Origin of the sequence: Cesiribacter andamanensis AMV16 (assembly GCF_000348925.1) — a bacterium.
Classification (GTDB): Bacteria; Bacteroidota; Bacteroidia; order Cytophagales; family Cyclobacteriaceae; genus Cesiribacter; species Cesiribacter andamanensis.
Map to the genome: position 1 here is coordinate 47316 of NZ_AODQ01000002.1, position 18301 is coordinate 65616.

Below are 18301 nucleotides of genomic sequence, written 5' to 3' on the forward strand. Positions count from 1 at the left end.
ATTCATGTGGCACCTGTCTATTGGGCCTGGTGTAAAAATGGTTTCTGTTGTATCAGATCCGCCGGCTAATCTCTTCCTCCTATCATATAGCTAACCCGTTAAGCATGGATTGGTCAGTATACGGCCTATTCCGCAGCTTGTCGCTCAATTTTTACTGTCAAAAAAAGCCGGTCCCGATCAAAGGAACCTCTGCTCACTTTTGAACTGATTTTATGAAAAACATCTCTACTCAACTGATTTTATTTGCCAAGAAGAGAAAGCAGTCTCGGCTTATTGCTTTGTTTTTATGCTTTAGTGGCGCTTTGTTAATGCCTCAGCAAGGGGCAGGACAGGCACCCCCATTGGGAAGTTGTGATACAGATAGTGTGGGGCCAACAATTACAGTTCAGGATATAGCTATAGAAGAAGATAATGATCCCGATAGTTGTGGTGCAGTGGTAGCAATTACAGCTACGGCTACTGACAACTGCAGCGAGGTAACCCCTACTGGGACTAGAAGTGATCAAAAGGCTTTAGCAGATCCCTATCCCGTAGGGATTACCATTATTACCTGGACAGCAACGGATGAAAGCGGAAATGATGCAGAGGAAGTACAGCAAACAGTAACAATAAAGGACGTTCAGGCACCTAGTCTGATAGGTAGCCTTCCTGGCGGAGCCCATGACAATTTGTGTATGACAAATGCTCCCGCTGCTCCAGCCGAATCTACTATTGCCGGCCTGTATACTGATAACTGCAGCAGCGTAACCGCAACGCTGCTTACCTCTTCTGTTACTGGCACTAATGCTTCCTGGACAGCCACCTACACCTACAGCATCTCTGATGCTGCAGGAAATGCAGCTGCCAATGCGGTGATAACCTATACCGGCGGCGATACTGAAGCTCCACTTGCACCTGCTTCGATCACCACTGTCACCGGCGAGTGTTCAGCAACAGTCAGCTCGGCTCCAACGGCTCAAGACAACTGCGCAGGCGCCATCACCGGCACCACTGAAGATCCACTAACCTACAACGTACAAGGCACACATATCATCACCTGGACCTTCAATGATGGCAACGGTAACAGCAGCACCGCTGAGCAAAAGGTAATCATAACCGATACCCAGGCCCCTACCATCACCGCCCCCGCAGCAGTAAGCGTACCTGCCAATGCCGGCTGTCAGGCAACAGGTGTAGTGCTTGGCACTCCTGTTACAGCCGATAACTGCTCGGTTGCCTCTGTAACCAATGATGCCCCCACTGTTTTCCCACTTGGGACTACTACCGTCACCTGGACAGCTACAGATCATCTCGGGCTTAAAGCTACTACTACTCAGACAGTAACTGTGGTCGATGATACCACACCTGTGCTCAGCAGTGTACCTGCTGATATGACCGTAAGCTGCGAAAATGTCCCTGCAGTCGCCTCAGTTACTGCTACCGACAACTGCACGAACCCCATTGCGGTGAACCTGAAAGAAGAAAGCACTCAAAGCAGCAACCCCACTCAGGCCGGCTACTATAATTACTCTATTACCAGAACCTGGACCGCCACCGACGCTGCCAACAATTCAGTTTCTGCTTCCCAGGTCATCACCGTTCAGGATGGCACCAAGCCTACCATCACGGCACCTGCTGCTGTAAGCGTTCTTGCAAATTCGACCTGTGAGGCAAGCGGTGTAGCGCTTGGTACTCCTACCGTATCCGACAACTGCGCTGCTGCTGCCTACATTACAGTATCCAACAATGCCCCCACTACCTTCCCCCTTGGGAATACTACCGTTATCTGGACGGCTACCGATGCCGCTGGCAATACAGCTAGCGCCACACAACTGGTAACGGTTACCGATACCCAGAAACCAGTGATTGCTACTGCTTCTGCACTTACGGCCAACACAGATCCCAACCAGTGTAGTGCCAGCATCAGTATCTCCGCCCCTTCTGCGACTGATAATTGCAGCGTGGGCAGCCCCATTGGCACCCGTAGCGATGGCAAGGCCTTAACCGACCCCTACCCGACAGGGACCACCACCATAATCTGGAATGTAACCGATGCCAATGGAAATACCGCTGAGCCAAGATCACAAACCGTAACGGTTAGTGATGCCCAAAACCCTAGCATCTCCACTACGGCTGATTTTAGTGTCAACACAGCCAGCAACAGCTGTACCGCCTCGGTTGCCGTACCTGCTGCACACTTCGATGACAACTGTACGGGCAGCTCCCTAAGCTGGACCCTCTCCGGCGCCACCAGTGGAAGCGGCTCTGGCCAACTCGGTACCGGAACCTTTAATCTGGGTACGACCACCATTACATATACCGTTACCGATGCTGCTAATAACATGGCTACGGCTACTCAGCAAATAAGCGTGCTGGACAAGACCGCTCCGGTTCTTACTCCGGCGGCCAACCAGAATGTAAACATCAGCGCTACCAGCTGCTCAGTGACCATCCCCGATGTCAGGGGCATTGCTACTGATAACTGTTCAGGTGCAGCTCAGATCACCCTTACCCAAAACCCGGCTGTGGGTGCTGTATTGGCCGTTTCGCACAACCAAACCATCGCCGTAACAGTAACGGCTACCGATGCCGCCGGCAATACGTCCAGCAAAACCGTAACGCTAACCGCCAAAGACGTAACCCCTCCCGTTAAGCCTAGTCTTGCGGATGTCACAGGCCAGTGCTCGGTAACCGTATCGGCTCCTACCACTTCCGACAACTGTGGAGGAACTATCACCGGTACCACCACAACTACCCCCCTTACCTTCACCCAGCAGGGTACGTATACCATTACCTGGACATTCAATGATGGAAGTGGAAATAGCTCTACTGCTGATCAGAAGGTGATTATTAAGGATACCCAAGCCCCTGTTATCACCGCAGCTGCAGATGTGGCCAAGGGAACCGATGCCGGTGTCTGTACAGCTTCGATCAACATCCCTACACTCACCTATACCGACAATTGTTCGGGCAGTGCATTGAGCTGGACCCTTACAGGGACTACCACTGGTAACGGTTCAGGACAGGTAGGCACCAGAACCTTTAACCTGGGGGTAAGTACCCTTACCTATACGGTAACCGATGCCGGCGGCAACAAAGCCACTGAGCAGATCACCGTAACGGTTACAGATGATAAAAACCCTACCATTACGGCACCTCCCGCTATCACAAGCGCCAAAACCTCTGCTGATGGCACCGGCAACTGCAGCACAAAGGTTGCGCTGGGTACGCCCACTACGGCAGATAACTGCAGTGTGGCTTCTGTAAAAGCCTATGTGGGCGGGAACGAGATCAATCCCACTACTTATGCTTTCCCGGTAGGCACCACTACCGTAACCTGGACCGCAACCGATGCAGCCGGTAATACTGCCTCAGCCACCCAGGCCGTAACCGTTGCTGATGATGAAAAGCCAGTAATTGCCGCTGTTTCCGCTATCACTGCCAATACGGATGCTGGCCAGTGCAGCGCTGCACTAAGCATCCCTACTCCCGCTGCTACAGACAATTGCAGCTCCGTAACCCCCATAGGCAGCAGAAGTGATGGGCTGGCCTTATCTGCTGCCTATCCTGCAGGCACTACCACCATCACCTGGAATGCCGCAGACGCCGCCGGCAATACAGCTACTTCGGTGACTCAGACAATTACCATTACCGATAAGGAAAAGCCCGCACTCTCACCAGCCGCCAACCAGGAAGTGAACCTGAATGCCACCTGCTTGGTAACCATACCGGATGTAAGAGGAACCGCCACGGATAACTGCGCCGGAACAACCATTACCCAAAGCCCTGCTGCTGGTACAGTTGTGGCTGCCTCTCATAATGGAACCATCGCTGTTACTGTAACTGCTACCGACGCTGCCGGCAATACCGACGTAAAGACGGTATTGCTGACAGCCAAAGATAAACTGGCTCCGGCTATCGCTAACCTTCCTGCCAATATCACCCTGGTTGCCGATGCCAGCTGCGTGGCTAAGGCTTCTTGGACTGCCCCAACAGCAACCGATAACTGCTCCGGCAGTACCATTGCCCAGACAGCAGGCCCCAGCAGTGGATCCAGCTTCCCCATAGGCACTACCAGCATCACCTATACCGCCACCGATGCTGCAGGCATCACTACCTCTGCCAGCTTTACCGTAACGGTTACCTACAGCCTGGGGGCGCCGGTATTTACTTCTCCTCTAGCCGAGCGCTGTCAGGGAACTGGCACTACCTCTTTTAGCGCCTCCGCTACCAATGCTACCGGCTACAGCTGGAGCATTGCACCATCTACTGCGGGAACCATTGCCAACGGCACGGTAAGCTGGAATAAGGATTTCAGCGGAGATGCTACCATTACCGTAACTGCCCTGGGATGCAACAATACCAGTAAAAGTGCCAGCCATACAATAAAGGTGCATCCGCTGCCAACCGTTAGCATAAGCGGAGTTGCCGACGGCCAAACCTTGTACAGCGGAGATCCGGATTATCTGCTGACAGGCTCGCCTGTTCCTGGTACCGCTCCTACCAAAGGGGTGTTTGAAATTCTCTATGCGAATAACACAAAGCTGACGGTGAATGGGGATAAACTGTCCTTGGCCAATATGTGTGGCCAGCCCCTGGGAACCCATACCATTACCTACACCTATACCAACGAAAAGGGCTGTACCAGTACGGCTACTAAAAAAATAACCATCAAAGAGTCTACCTACTACGTTGTGGTAGAGTCGCTGCCGAAGCCCTTTTGCCGGGGAGATAATGTACGCCATACGGCGAAAGTATACCGGGACCCCCAAACCATTATTTATCCCTGGCTGGTAAATGCCAGCGGCCAGGCCGTTAGGGCAGATGGCGTTACCCTACTTCAGCCTGGAGAGATACCCGTTTCCAACCCCGCCTATCCGTTTCCGGCCGATGCCCCTCAGTGGATGATCGAGTATTCGTACCGCTTCTTTAACCCCCATGTGGTGGTAGGAAGCGGCCAGGAAATGAATCCTGAAAAATTTGAATACCAGTGGCTCAAAAACAACAAACAACGCGTTGGCAGTGATGGTGTGTTTTTTGAAAACGCGGGCCTTTCTTCCATGGATTATTATACAGTGGAGGTGTCCGGCCCTCTCCTGTGTGGAAAAACCATCAAAAGCGGTGAATCAAGCCGCACCTATACCGGCCAGATCGCAGAATATAACATCGCTCTGGTTGCTAACCCCAACCCCATCTGCAAAGGAGACGAAGTTACGTTTAAAGCAAGCCTTGATCAGAATTTTACCCACTGGGATGATGCAGATTTCAAGCTGAAACTGGCCTGGAATGTTAACAGGGGCGGAACCACCTACAGCCTGGGTACAACCGACTATGGTGCTAATGGCGTTGGGGCGCTTACTTTCACATCTGCCGGCCCGGCAGGCGGCTTTGTTGATGGAGATGTGGTATCAATTGGCTTTACTTCTGCCATTGATGAGGTCTTCCAGGACGGTACAAAGTGCTCCGGGGGCGCCACTTCCCAAACTGTTACAATACGGGTAAATGACTTCGCCGCCACAGCTGGCAGTAGCCAGACCATCTGCGAAGGCGAATCGGCTACCTTTGGAGTAACCTTCTCCACCAAAACCGGCCCTAACCCAATCACCTATGCATGGGAAGTAAAGAATACCGCCACCAATGCAGTAACCAACTATACCACTTCCTCAATCACCATTAGCCCACAGGCCGGCACCTACGACGTTAAGGTAAGGGTTTCTAACGGCTGCACTGCCTTGACCAAAACACTTTCGGCCGGCACCTTGGTGGTAAAACCACTGCCCGTGCTATCTGCGATACAAGCTAGAACACACTGCCATGGCGATGCCGGAGCAGCCATACCCTTTGCCAGCACACTAACAGGAACTACCTATAGCTGGCAGTCTTCTCATAATATTGGCTTTGGCACTAGCGGCACAGGCACTATTCCGACCTATACGGCTAGTAACACCACTACTGCCCCTATCAATGCCACCATTACAGTAACCCCTACAGCCAATGGGTGCAAGGGAGCTGCCAGAACCTTTACCATTACCGTAAATCCCGTACCGCCAGTGAATCCTGCCTCCCTGCAGTTGTGCGAAAGCAGTGCCGGATCAGGTACGGCCAGCTTTGATCTGTCCACCGCCAGCAGCACCCTTATGGGTTCGGCCAGCGGTGTATCGGTTACAGGTTGGTATACCAGCGCCAACGGCACTAGCCCCATCAGCAGTCCCTATACCAGTGGCAACGCCACCGTATATGCCAAACTCACCAATGGGGTTACCGGCTGTAGCGTATATGCCCCTGTTGCCCTAAAGGTAAACCCCCTTCCGGAGGTAGCCCTGAAGGCAATAAGCGTCTGCATACTGGATGCACCCTTTACGCTCGATGGCGGCTCATCCAACAGCACTGGCGGCTCGTGGAGCTACAGCGGAACGGGCATCAGCAATAACCAATTCGATCCGGCGGCTGCCGGCCCGGGCACCCACACCTATAGCTATACATATACCAATGCCCTGGGCTGTGCCAATACCGTAAGCAACACCATTGAGGTACGCGCTGCCACGGAGCCCGATGCTGAGCTGGAAGTATGGTGGCGAAACGAAAGTGCCCAGTGGGAATATATTGTAAAGGACTATGATCCGGCTATTGAAGGCCTGCGTTATGCCTGGTATCCCTGGGACGATTATGCCGGAGAGTGGAGCAAGAATACGATCGCCATCACCGAGACAAACTCCTTTACGGTAGCGGCCTACATCAACCTTAAGGTGGTGGTGATTCCCCCTGCTGGCACCTGTATAAAGGAACTTATTCTGGAAGGAATAGATCCAAAGCCGCTTCCGGTGGTAATGCTCTACTTTACGGCCGAGCAGCTTGGAGGAGATGCTGTGCTGGAATGGGCTACGGCCAAGGAGGAGAACAATACCGGCTTTGAGATACAGGTATCAGAAGATGGGAGTCAGTACCGCAAGCTGGCCTTTGTGCCCACCCAAGGGGGAAATTCCACTAGCAGGCAGCTCTATCGCTACACCGACCGGGAGCCTGGCAAGACGGGAAACCGCTATTACCGTCTGATGCAAACCGATAGTGATGGGTCAATTGACTATTATGGCCCTGAACTGGTGCGCTTCTCCAGCCGGGAGTCGATTGCCCTATACCCCAATCCCTTCCAGCACCAGCTGAAGATCAGCGTTCAAACTGAGAAGGGGGGTATCCTTACCCTTCAGATAGCCGATGCAGCTGGCATGAAAGTGCTGGAGCGCAGCTTTGACATCCCCAGGGGAGGCAAACTGGAAGAGATCGCCCTTGATCCTTCCCTGCCAAGAGGCGTTTACCTGGTAATCACCGAACTGGATGGCGAGCGGCAACACTTCAAGCTGGTGAGGCAGTAGTCCTTACTAGTTTTTTCATTAGATAAGAAAGGCCGCTTCTTCCGGAGCGGCCTTTTTGTTTTGATTTCCCTGCATGCCGGGCACCCCCTTCCTGCCTAAGCTGGTGCGGGAGATCAGGCTATAGGGCCAGTCAGATACCATATCATTTTTTCAAGAGGGAGGATAGAATACCTTCTTCTGCTTGGGGCAGCCTGTTCTGGCAGGTAGTGGACGGTAGGCTGCGGGCTACTATTCTTTCTGGTTTTTAGAAAGCAGCAAACAAAGCCCATGATCGTTAGTTAAAGAGCTACATCTGAGGGAGTAATAAAATATCATAAACTTTGAAAGTATTTTGATATTTTGTTAGATAAATCAAATAATCAATAAATTATTCTGATTTCATTACATTAACCTTACATTTTTAGTAAATTAGATTACCCATTGACTATCAGTGGGTAAACCAGGTTTTTTAGGTAAATCAGCTCTAAAAGCGCTTTACCAGCAGCAAAACCAGGAGCCTTTTTATACGTGTAGATAGTGAATTGCTATCTCCATACTTTTTATTGCGCCATGCTGCCCTTAGGACCTTCCGCCGGTGGCATGATTTGGGTAAGCCGTTACTTACCAAATTTTTGTACTGAGCAGGAGCCTCTTCTTTTCAAGGGGAGGATTTTTAAAGCAACGAATCGCTACAGCAGATAGGACCACTTGATCATTTTTTTCTCCCGACCTCTATGAAACAGACCTCTACGCATCAAGGATTTTTAGCTACTAGAAGAGGGTTCCAGCACGAACTGGTTGTCATGCTTTTGTGCTTTGCCGGGTTTCTATTCCTGCCTCAGGAGGCTTGGGCCCAGTGTGACACACCACTTACATATACAAAACAGGATCCGGGATGTGGGCAAGAAGCGGGCTCCATTACCATTACGGGCCCTGCGGGCAGTAGTGTCAGGTATAGCATTGATGGCGTAAATTATGCCAATACAACAGGCGCTTTTACTGATGTAGAACCTGCTACCTACAATGTTACCTATGGCGTTATAGATACAAATGGCGATCTGGTCTGTACTTCGGCTCCACAGGTAGTTACTATAAACCTGCCGCCACCAACGCCCGCTACTCCTACGGTTGTAATTACACAGCCCACCTGTCAGCTGGCTACAGGAACGCTGCAAGTTACGGCTCCAACAGGTGTTGCTTACAGTATTGATGGCACTGATTACACAAATACTACTGGTGTTTTCACAGGGCTTACTGAAGGCAGCTATAGTGTTACGGCCAGAAACAGCAACGGCTGCACCTCTGGAATATACACTGCAGTTATAAACGCCCAGCCCCAGACACCCCCTGCGCCTACTGCCACAGTCTCTCAACAACCTACCTGTACACTGGCAACCGGCACTATTACCATTAGTGCGCCTACCGGCACAGGACTGGAATTTAATGTGAATGATGGACCCTTTCAGACTTCCACTACATTTAGCGGCCTGGACCCAGACAACTATAATGTAAGGGTAAGGAATGCTGATGGCTGTATTTCTGAACCAACGCAACTAACTGTTAATCCGCAGCCGCTTACCCCTGCGCCACCGACTGTGGACATATTACAGCCAACTTGTTTAATAGCTACAGCTACGCTTACTGTTTCTACCCCAACAGGCGTTGCTTATAGCATTAATGGAACAGATTATACAAATACCAATGGTGTTTTCACCGGGGTAGCTCCCGGTACCTACAGTGTTACGGCCAGAAACAGCGACGGCTGCACCTCTGGAGCAACTACTGCAACTGTAAATGCCCAGCCCCAGACACCCCCTGCGCCTACTGCCACAGTCTCTCAACAACCTACCTGTACACTGGCAACCGGCACTATTACCATTAGTGCGCCTACCGGCGCAGGGCTGGAGTACAACGTCAATGGAGGGGCGTATCAATCATCTACAACCTTCAGTGGTCTGGAGCCCAACATCTATAATATAAGGGTAAGGAATGCTGATGGCTGTATTTCTGAACCAACGCAACTAACTGTTAATCCGCAGCCGCTTACGCCAGCTGCGCCTGTAGCCCAATCGCCTCAAATTTTCTGTTCGGCTACTAACCCAACGGTCGCTAACCTGGTAGCCACAGGCAATAATCTAAAGTGGTACAATGTAGCCACTGGCGGAACAGCCTTAGCTTCCGGCACTGCCCTTGTTACTGGCAACTACTATGTAAGCCAGACCTCCGCAGAGGGATGTGAGAGTGCCAGAACGCTAGTGTCTGTTACTGTAAATACCACACCTGCAGCGCCCACTGCAGCATCTCCTCAAATTTTTGCTCAGCTACTAACCCAACAGTTGCTAATTTGACAGCTACAGGTACCAACCTAAAGTGGTACAATGTAGCCACTGGCGGAACAGCCTTAACTTCCGGCGCTGCCCTTGTTACTGGCAACTACTATGTGAGCCAGACTTCAGCTCAGAACTGCGAAAGTGCCAGAACAACTGTAAATGTCACTGTAAATACTACCCCTCCGGCGCCGGGTGTTTCTTCTCCGGTTAATTACTGCCTCAATGATCCGGCAACCGCCTTAACGGCTACAGGCAGTAACCTAAAATGGTATACTGCTGCTACAGGAGGAGCGGCATTGCCGGGAGCACCAACCCCTTCTACTGCCACAGCAGGAACAGTGTCCTATTATGTATCCCAGACTGTGAATGGGTGTGAAGGGCCAAGGGCAAGATTAGACGTAGTCACATACGCTCTGCCTGTTGCAAATGCCGGAGCGGATCGAGCAATCTGTTCCGGAGCTACATCCACCGCTTTAGGGGTTAGTCCTGTAACCGGGGTTACCTACAGTTGGTCTCCATCTACTGGCTTATCGAACCCAAATATATCCAATCCCACTGTTACACTTAGCAATACAGGCACAGCCCCGATTACCCAGGCATATACGCTGACGTCAAGAAATACCAGCACGGGCTGCCAGAATACCGATGAGGTAATCATAACCGTAAACCCCAGACCTCAGCTTAACAGCACGCTTACCCCTGCAGCCATCTGTAGTAGCACTACGTTTAGCTACACTCCCACCAGTGCAACAGCCGGCGCGGCCTTTACCTGGACTCGCATTCTTCCTTCAGGGTTAAGTGGCCCTACTACTAGTTCAGGCTCAGGAGGTATCTCTCAGGTACTAACCAATACTACGGCCGACCCTCTTACCGCTATTTACAGGTATACAACCAGCGCAAATGGATGTACAGGTACAACAACGCAAGATGTAACAGTAGTAGTAAACCCCAACCCCGCTCTCAACAGCACACTTACACCGCCAGCAGTCTGCAGCGGCACCCCTTTTACCTACACACCCGCCAGTGCTACCGCCGGTGCTACCTTTAGCTGGAGTAGAGCAGCAGTAACAGGAATTAGCAATCCTGCGGCCAACGGCACTGGTTCGGTCACCGAAACCCTGGTAAATACTACCACCGCACCTATCAATGTTACCTATGTATACACCACTACAGCCAATGGCTGTACAGGTGCCCCCCAAAACGTTGTGGTTCGGGTAAATCCAAGCCCTGTCTTAAGCAGTAGCCTATCACCAAATGCTGTATGTAGCGGTACTAATTTTAGTTATACAGCTACTAGTGCTACAGCCGGCGCTACGTTTACCTGGACCAGACCAGCAGTCGCAGGTATAACCTCATCATCTCCCGCTAGTGGTACAAGCGCTGGCACAGGCACCCAGAATTTAGTTAACACCACTACAGCACCCATAGATGTTACTTATAAATATAGAGTCACAGCCAATGGCTGTCAGGGCCCAGAGCAAAATGTAGTAATTCGGGTAAACCCCCGGCCGCAGCTCAGCATCACCCTTAGCCCTGCAGCGATTTGTAGCGGCACTACCTTTGCATATACGCCTACCAGCGAAACGCCTGGCGCTACCTTTACCTGGACCCGTATTCTTCCCACAGGATTAAGTGGTCCTAACCCCTCTTCGGGCTCTGGTGCGATCTCTCAGACATTAACTAATAATACCCCTAACCCCCTTACGGCAATTTATAGGTATACAACTACAGCTAATACCTGTACAGGTACCTCTACACAAGATGTTGCAGTAGTAGTGAACCCAAATCCAATCCTTAGCAGTACACTTACCCCACCGGCCATCTGCACCGGCAATTCCTTTACCTACTCGCCCACCAGTGCTACTGGCGGTGCTTCCTTCAGCTGGAGTAGAGTAGCAGTAACAGGCATCAGCAATCCTGCAGCCAACGGCACTGGACCTATTAGTGAGCAGCTGGTCAATACTACAACTTCACCCATTGATGTTACCTATCAAATTACCACTACCGCTAATGGGTGTCCAGGCACTCCACAGAACCTTGTTGTGCGGGTTAACCCCTATCCGGTAGCTGAATTTAGCGGTATTACAGATGGTGGAATTACCTATTCCGGCGAATCCTCCAAAGTACTTACCGGTTCCCCAGCCGGGGGTACCTTCTCAGGACCAGGGGTAAGCCTAGCACAAGGTATCTGGCGCTTCAATGCCTGTACTGCACTTGGGAGTGCTGATGAACTGGAAGTTCCCATCACCTATACCGTTACCGAAGGAGGCTGTACCAGCACAATTACCAAAAATGTGCTGGTGAAGCGTTCTACCTACACTGTTATCAACCGAGGGGAACCCTTTACCATCTGCCGTGGACAAAATATTACCTTTACCGCCTATATATACCGCGAAGTTGAGGTTATGTATCCCTATACGAATACACCAATTACTGATGTGGGCATACGGGATGCCGCCACCTATAACGAAGCCTATACCGACTATTACCGCGCCCTGATTAAAGATCCTGATTGGGAGCCCTCTGATATAGAAAGAGCTTATCCCCAGCGCTTACTACAGCCGATCCCCTATAATCCCGATGCTGGTGATGATTTGGAAGATCAGGTAGACGTAGCACAGTTTTTGATGGATCCAGCCCTGTTTAGCTACCAGTGGGAGCGTAATGGAAGCGATCAGGGGCAAGACAATCAATCCAGATCCATCGCCGCTCTCTCTGCAACCGATTATATTCGGGTTAAGGTAGAACTCCGGAACCAATCCAGCTGTATTACGTCCACTCAACCTCTCATTACAGGGCCTAAGGGAGAGAAATGGGCACCATCTAATTATCTGTTCTTCTCTGAACCCAGGGATTATGTGCTCATCCTTCCAGACAATACCCCTCCTCTGGCAATCTGCCAGGGTGATACAGAAGGCGTACAGGTCTCCTTCCCCGTGGGTACCTATCAGTGGATCAATACCAATACTGAAATTACCTGGTTTCTCAGACGAGACGGTATTGTTTACCCACTGTATACCATAGACCTCTCCAATGCTACTCAAGATCAGCTGGCAGGATATTTCACCCTCACTGCTGATGAACTAAACCAAGCCCTTTCAGATAGGTATCCGCAGCTAGTGCCTGGTGAGCTTATTGACGGAGATGAGGTTTATATGGAATATATCTCCGATCTAGACCGGGAGATCAGGAGTAGATGTAGCCAGGGCGGGCAAGTTAATGCCAGTCAGGTTGTTACTGTTATTGTAAATAACCTGGAGGCAGAAGCTGAACCATTTGAAGAGGAAATATGCCTGGGTGAAACCATTACAGTTCAAAATCTGGAAATCACCACCCTTACCGGTACAAATGAAGTAAGCTATCAGTGGTATATCAATGGGCAGCTGTATACGCAAGCCACTGGCCCTACCTTTGATTTTACGCCAAGCTCAGCCACTCCTGGTACTTATGAGATCGAGGTTACCTTGACGAATGGCTGCCAAACTATTAGTGCATTGGCCATCGGTACGCTAACGGTAAATCCATTACCAGAAGTGACCCTGGGCAATTTATCTGTGTGTGTACTAAACGCGCCTATTACACTTACTACAGGCTCATCGAATATAACCGCGGGTAGCGGCACGTACAGCGGTCCGGGCATTACCAATGGGGTATTTGATCCATCAGAAGTTGGTCCAGGAACCTATACCTACACCTATACATTTGAAACTACAAATGGCTGTTTAGCGACAGAAACGGCTACAATTACCGTAGAAGAAACTATTGAACTTGAAGGAGAACTATTATATGAAGAATCTCCGGATGGTCAGTATTGGACGTTTACAGCAGAAGAATCTGAGGATCTTGATTTTGGAGATAATCCAACATATAGATGGTTAAGGAGAACTGGTATAAGCGATTGGGAAGAAGTGTATCCGCAAGATTCACGTTTCCCAAATGTTTACCTTGATTTTGATTACGGCGCAGATGTCGAGATCATTGTACAAGTTGTCAATAGTGAGGATTGTACCATCATTGAATTGATTATCCCTAACAACCCCCTCCCCGTAGACATGCTCTACTTCCGCGCTACCAAGCAGGGGGCAGATGCCGTGCTGGAGTGGGCTACCGCCAAGGAGGAGAATAATACCGGCTTTGAGGTACAGGTATCCACCAACGGCACGGAGTACCGCAAGCTGGCCTTTGTGCCCACAGCTGATGGAAACACCACCGGCACCCAGACCTACAAATACACCGACCGGGAAAAGGGCAAAGCCGGCAACCGATACTACCGCCTGATGCAGATCGACATCGACGGCACTACGGAGTACTTTGGCCCGCAGCTGGTGCAGTTTGAAACCCGGGATGGGCTGACCTTCTACCCGAACCCCTTCCAAAATGAGATTCAGCTTGATGTACAGGCCGAAGAAAGAGGCCCGCTTCAGATCCGTATCTCCAATGCCGCCGGTGTAAACGTGCTGGAACGTACCCTGACCATCGAAAAAGGGACCAGCCTGCGGGAGATCTCCCTGGACCCCTCCCTGCCCAGAGGCATGTACTTTATCACTACCCAAATGGGGGGCGTGGTCCGGCATTTTAAACTGATGAAGCAATAAGCTGTCCCTTTCTGGTAGCCCCTTCCACACAAAACGCCGCTTCCTGATCCGGAGCGGCGTTTTGCTGTAGTAACGCTTACCTATTATCCTGGATGGTACCCGGGCCGGAGTATTCTTTATTGCACCCCTTTACGAGCAACTGATACCAAATTAACCCTTAAAATCACCTGTATTTCCAGGGTTTATGGTGCGGCCGGCCAGGCTCACAGACCCTCTGGAGGCAGGTCTGTGAGCCACAGACCTGGAACATGATTAGTTAAATCAGTATGAGCCTCCCACGGACAGCCCCCCTCTGTATCCTATGTTCCTTCCCTGGAGCATAGGCGGCCGACTGATACCAGGCGCCTGTACCGGACGCTGCATATATAAAGGCCATAGCGCCTAAAATAAAACAAATCTTACACCCCTCTGAGTGGTGCTCCCGGCCTATTCTTCGCTGGGCCGGTGCCGGTGGGTAAGCCAAAGCAGGTAGTCCTCCTTGCTGAGACGCTCCTGCATGTACATCTTCATCTCTCTGTCACGAATCTGCCGGAAAAAGTCGAGAAAGGCTAGATCGTTACGAGAGGCTGCAAATCCCTTGGCCAAATACCGGCTTCTGGCTGGTTCAGGCAGGCTTCCGATCCATTCCAGAAAATCCTCCTGGTCCGGAGCAGCGCGTTGCACCTGGTAATATGAAAAAGCTACCTCCCCAATCTGGAGAGCAATATCCTTTTCTACTACAGAATCTGATTTCTTCATAACAGGCTGAGGTTGGTTAAAATGCAGCAGCTACAAGAAACAGGGTTTGCGGCAAAAATACCGGGCAATCTTAAGGGATTTGGTACACCCCTGCTCACAAACGGCTGGCCATGCATTCAGGTCAAATCGGGTCTGAAAAATCAGAAAAATGCGCCGGCTAACCCCTACCTTTGCAGGCAGGAACTCAGGGCCGTTTAAAATGCTTATATGCCTGTATTCCTTTACTTATCCAGACCTGATGAATCCATACTTCACTACTGCCCTGGGACGCTTCCGGGCCATTGCCTTTGCCGAGGGCGTTTCCTACCTGCTGCTGCTCTTTATAGCCATGCCGCTGAAGTACTGGGCCGATATGCCCCTGGCCGTGAAGTACACCGGCTGGCTGCATGGACTGCTCTTTGTGCTCTTTATTGCCTCCCTGCTGGAGGTAAGCCTGCGCCTGCGCTGGTCGGTCGTAAAGGCCGGTCTTGCTTTTCTCTCCTCGCTGATCCCCTTTGGCACTTTTGTGCTGGATGCCCGCCTGCTGCGCCAGCAGCAACAGCTCTCCTGAGCTGGGAAGAACGGGATTGCCCCGCTGCTGAGGGAGCCCTGCAGCAGCCCCCCTCCTGCAGGCAGCTGGTGGCGCCGATAACAGGGGTATTTTGGGTGTTTTTGGGAACAAAAAAGGATTCGGAGCAGTCCTATAAGGAGAATCTTTTGTAACTATACTCCCTGAAAATCCCCTACCCCTACCCGCCATGACTACCGAATTTCAGGAGATCAATATACAGATCCCCCGCACCGATAAGCCCCGTGTGGTGATCATCGGGGGTGGCTTTGCCGGCCTCAACATCATGAAGGAGCTGGATACGCGCCACTACCAGATTGTGGTGCTGGACCGGCACAACTACCACACCTTTCAGCCCCTGCTCTACCAGGTAGCCACCGCCGGCCTGGAGCCCGGCTCTATTGCCGGCCCCATCCGCCACCTGATCGAAGATAATGAAGAGATCTTCTTCCGCATGGCCAAGGTAACGCAGCTTAACCTGGAGCGCAAAACGGTAACTACCCCCGTGGGCGAACTGCGCTATGATTACCTGATCATAGCCTGTGGCTCCCGCACCAACTACTTTGGCAAAGATGAGCAGTTTAAGGAGGCCTTGCCCCTGAAACAGATCCCGCAGGCGCTAAACCTGCGCTCGCACATTCTCCAGAATTTTGAAAAGGCGGTCAATACCACCGACAGCTACGAGCTCCGCAGCCTGCTGAATATTGTGATCGTAGGGGGTGGCCCTACAGGGGTTGAGGTGGCCGGCGCCCTGGGCGAGCTGCGCAGCCATGTGCTGCCCAAGGATTATCCCGAGCTCAACTTCCGGCAGATGCAGATCTACCTGGTAGAAGGCATGCCCCGACTGCTGGGCGGCATGAGTGATAAAGCCGGCAAAAAAGCCATTAAGTACCTGAAGGATTTCGATATCAACATCATGCTCAACACCATGCTGGAGTCCTACAACGGCAAGCAGGTGCAGCTAAGCAATGGGGAGATGATCCCCTCCCAGACCCTTATCTGGGCCGCTGGCGTAAAGGGCAATGTGATACCCGGCCTGCCCGAGGAGGTGCTGGAGCGGGACCGCATTCTGGTAGACGAGCACAACCGGGTGCGGGGTTTTCAGGAGGTATTTGCCGTGGGCGATATTGCCCAGATGAGCACCGAAAAGCACCCCAAAGGACACCCCATGCTGGCGCCGGTAGCCATTCAGCAGGGCACTTTACTGGCCAAAAACCTCAACCGGATGGCCCTTGGCAAACCGCAGAAACCCTTCCGCTATACCAACAAGGGGTATATGGCCACTGTAGGCCGCAACCGGGCCGTGGTAGACATGCCCAATGGCTGGAGCTTTGGCGGTTTTATGGCCTGGCTGGCCTGGATGTTCATTCACCTGATGTACCTGATCGGTTTCCGCAACAAGCTGGTGGTGTTCAATAACTGGATCTGGAACTACTTCACCTACGATCGGGGCATTCGCCTCATCATCCGCCCCTTTGATAAGGAAGAAAAGAAAAAGCAGCGCGAAGCCGAGATCTCGGGGGTTTAACAGGCCACCTAATTGCAAACCTCCGGGTATTTGAAATTCCTGGAGGTTTTTTTATCCCCACACCTGCGTGCCCTCGGTGCAGTTACGGCACATCTCAATCTGGTCCCGGCCCTTCAGGATCAGGGAGCGAAACTCCTGGTACTCCCGGCTCTGCCAGATTTCCTTAAAGGGGGCCTGCTGCGTATCGCCCAGGCGGTAGCGGGCATCTTTATCAAAACAGCAGGGCACTACTTTACCATCCCAGGTAAGCACACAGCTGTGCCACATTTTCCAGCAATGGTCCAGCAGCTTGTTCTTGATGCTCCAGCGCCCATCGGCCTCCTGCCGGTAACGGCTGTAGCGGTCCAGGGTCGGGATTAGATCCGACCCTTTTTCGTAATCATAGATCTGGGCGGTCTTGAACCACACACCATCCACCCCCAGCTGCCGGGCCAGCGTCCGGGCCTCGCCGATCTGGTGCTCATTGGGCTTTACCACCAGAAACTGAAAGACTACATAGGGCGTTTTGCTCTTTAGTTCTCTGCGCCAGTGCAGCAGCCGCCGGGTGCCTTCCAGTACCTTCTCCAGCTTGCCCCCGATGCGGTACTGCTGGTATACCTCCTGCGTGGTGCCATCCAGGGAGATGATCAGCCGGCTCAGGCCGCTCTCTACCGTCTGGCGGGCGCGCGCATCGCTCAGGTAATGGGCGTTGGTAGAGGTAGCGGTATAAAGGCCCCGCTGATGGGCGTACTGCACCATGTCCAGAAACTGGGGGTGCAGGTAGGGCTCGCCCTGAAAGTAGAGCAGCAGGTAGAGCAGGCTGTGCTGCAGCTCATCGATCACCTTTTGGTACACCTCCTGCTGCAGCATGCCGGTAGGCCGGCTAAACGAGCGCAGGCCGCTGGGGCATTCCGGACAGCGCAGGTTGCAGCTGGTGGTAGGCTCAAAGGAAAGGCTCAGGGGCAGCCCGCTATGGGATGCCTTGCCGCTTGCCCGGCTATAGTAGTAGCTGCCCAGCACCTGCGCGGCATTTCGCAGCTTACGGGGCGTAAGCGTTCGGGCAAAGGTAAGGGCATCCTGCAGGGCATTCATCGCGTAGGTAAAGCTACGGGCTTGCGCCTGCTTTGCCAAAGTAGCGGGAGGATTTGTGCGGGAATGGGTTTACTGGACAAGGGACGTTGGACAATGGACTATAGACTACAGACAGTGGACAATGGGGAGGTAAGGACCTAGTGTCGACTATTATCCGTCTGCTG

General features: G+C 52.0%; 8 protein-coding genes. 5 read left to right on the forward strand and 3 right to left on the reverse strand.

Features of this window, described 5'->3' with window-relative positions; all coding sequences use genetic code 11:
* Positions 1 to 674: 674 nt before the first annotated feature.
* Positions 675 to 7349, forward strand: a complete 6675-nt coding sequence (locus ADICEAN_RS00665) for an HYR domain-containing protein (RefSeq protein WP_040395884.1) — start codon at positions 675 to 677, stop codon at positions 7347 to 7349.
* An 18-nt stretch (positions 7350 to 7367) separates the two neighbouring features.
* Here the strand turns inward: ADICEAN_RS00665 and ADICEAN_RS23475 are convergent, their stop codons facing one another.
* Positions 7368 to 7490: a hypothetical protein gene (locus ADICEAN_RS23475; protein ID WP_009193554.1), complete on the reverse strand. Its 123-nt coding sequence runs from the start codon at positions 7488 to 7490 to the stop codon at positions 7368 to 7370.
* A 572-nt stretch (positions 7491 to 8062) separates the two neighbouring features.
* Between ADICEAN_RS23475 and ADICEAN_RS22200 the strand changes: the two genes are divergently transcribed.
* On the forward strand, positions 8063 to 9676 hold the full coding sequence (locus ADICEAN_RS22200; RefSeq protein WP_009193555.1) for an immunoglobulin domain-containing protein: 1614 nt from the start codon (positions 8063 to 8065) through the stop codon (positions 9674 to 9676).
* Entirely contained in the window at positions 9673 to 14253 is a 4581-nt protein-coding gene (locus ADICEAN_RS00670; protein ID WP_394330738.1) for a PKD-like domain-containing protein, read from the forward strand. Before ADICEAN_RS22200 ends, ADICEAN_RS00670 begins: the two co-directional genes overlap by 4 nt.
* 426 nt (positions 14254 to 14679) lie before the next feature.
* Here ADICEAN_RS00670 and ADICEAN_RS00675 read toward each other — a convergent pair whose 3' ends face one another.
* Positions 14680 to 14991: a hypothetical protein gene (locus ADICEAN_RS00675; protein WP_009193558.1), complete on the reverse strand. Its 312-nt coding sequence runs from the start codon at positions 14989 to 14991 to the stop codon at positions 14680 to 14682.
* 238 nt (positions 14992 to 15229) lie between these two features.
* Here ADICEAN_RS00675 and ADICEAN_RS00685 point away from each other — a divergent pair, with 238 nt between their 5' ends.
* Entirely contained in the window at positions 15230 to 15541 is a 312-nt protein-coding gene (locus ADICEAN_RS00685) for a DUF3817 domain-containing protein (protein ID WP_009193559.1), read from the forward strand.
* Positions 15542 to 15728: 187 nt separating this feature from the next.
* Positions 15729 to 17066 carry an NAD(P)/FAD-dependent oxidoreductase gene (locus ADICEAN_RS00690; RefSeq protein ID WP_009193560.1) on the forward strand — a complete coding sequence of 446 codons (1338 nt, stop codon included), beginning with the start codon at positions 15729 to 15731 and terminating at the stop codon, positions 17064 to 17066.
* A 51-nt stretch (positions 17067 to 17117) separates the two neighbouring features.
* On the opposite strand, the gene ADICEAN_RS00695 is transcribed toward ADICEAN_RS00690, so the two are convergent.
* Positions 17118 to 18137 (reverse strand): SPASM domain-containing protein, encoded by a 1020-nt coding sequence (locus tag ADICEAN_RS00695; RefSeq protein WP_009193561.1) that lies wholly within the window; start codon positions 18135 to 18137, stop codon positions 17118 to 17120.
* Between the last annotated feature and the right edge of the window lie 164 nt (positions 18138 to 18301).